We start from the raw sequence: 1392 nt of genomic DNA on the forward strand, positions 1-1392 counted from the left end.
GTACGTTCACAGTCGACCTGGGCAGCCAACAAAATAACGGCCAGGGGCTGACCGTCACCATCACCGACCCCGCTGGCAACACCTCTACGGGCGGCACGGTAACCGCACCTGACACTACCGCCCCCACGCCGCCAAGCGAATTGGCAGTCAACAGCCAAGGCACCACCCTCACCGGCCGCGCCGAGCCGGGCTCCACGGTACAAGTACGCGGCGCCGACGGCACTCTTTTAGGCACTGCCACTGCGGGCGCGGACGGCCAGTTCAGCGTCACGCTGCAACCGCCGCAGACCAATGGCCAGGCCTTGAGCGTCACCGCTACCGATGCCGCTGGCAACACCTCGCAAAGCGGAACGCTGAGCGCACCGGACACTACCGCCCCCACGCCGCCAAGCGAATTGGCAGTCAACAGCCAAGGCACCACCCTCACCGGCCGCGCCGAGCCGGGCGCCACCGTGCAAGTACGTGGCCCCGGCGGGACCTTGCTGGGCACTGCCACCGCGGGGGCCGATGGGCTGTTCAGCGTCACCTTGCAACCGCCGCAGACCAATGGCCAGGCCTTGAGCGTCACCGCTACCGATGCCGCTGGCAACACCTCGCAAGGCGGATCGCTGAACGCACCGGACACTACCGCCCCCACGCCGCCAAGCGAATTGGCAGTCAACAGCCAAGGCACCACCCTCACCGGCCGCGCCGAGCCGGGCGCCACCGTGCAAGTACGTGGCCCCGGCGGCACCTTGCTGGGCACTGCCACCGCGGGGGCCGATGGGCTGTTCAGCGTCACCTTGCAACCGCCGCAGACCAATGGCCAAGCCTTGAGCGTCACCGCCACCGATGCCGCTGGTAACACCTCTGGGGCTGCGGCGATCAGCGCGCCTGACGACGGCACTCCACCCGATACCACACCTCCCGAGGCACCGACCAACCTGGTGATCGGCGTTGCTGGCCAACAACTGAGCGGAAGGGGGGAAGCCGGCACAACCGTGCAGGTGCGCGATGCCAGCGGCAACCTGATTGCCAGCGGCACGGTAGGTGCCGATGGCACGTTCCTACTCACCTTGTCGCCAGCCGTGAAAGACGGCAGCACCCTGCAGGTAACCCTCACCGATGCTGCCGGCAATGTGTCAGCCCCAGGCTCGGTGACCTCCGCCGATCTGCAACCCCCAGCGCAACCCACTGACCTTACCCTTGCCGACGGCGTTACCCTGACCGGGCGCGGTGAGCCTGGCACTACGGTGCAGGTGCGTGACGCCGCCGGTAACCTGGTTGGCAGCGGCCAAGTGGGGACCGATGGCACCTTCAGCCTCACCCTGTCGCCGGCCCAGGCCAATGGCCAAGCACTGGACGTGCGCCTGGTCGACGCCGCTGGCAACACCTCGGCGCCGCTGCAATTCG

Annotated in this window: 1 protein-coding gene; it reads left to right on the top strand. The window is 68.0% G+C overall.

What is annotated here, in order from left to right:
• Window positions 1-1392: Ig-like domain-containing protein (locus tag J5M56_RS20835; RefSeq protein WP_243430851.1), on the top strand; the 1392-nt coding region annotated here is incomplete at both ends.

This window comes from Pseudomonas sp. 51_B (assembly GCF_017491595.1).
Taxonomy (GTDB): Bacteria; Pseudomonadota; Gammaproteobacteria; order Pseudomonadales; family Pseudomonadaceae; genus Aquipseudomonas; species Aquipseudomonas promysalinigenes.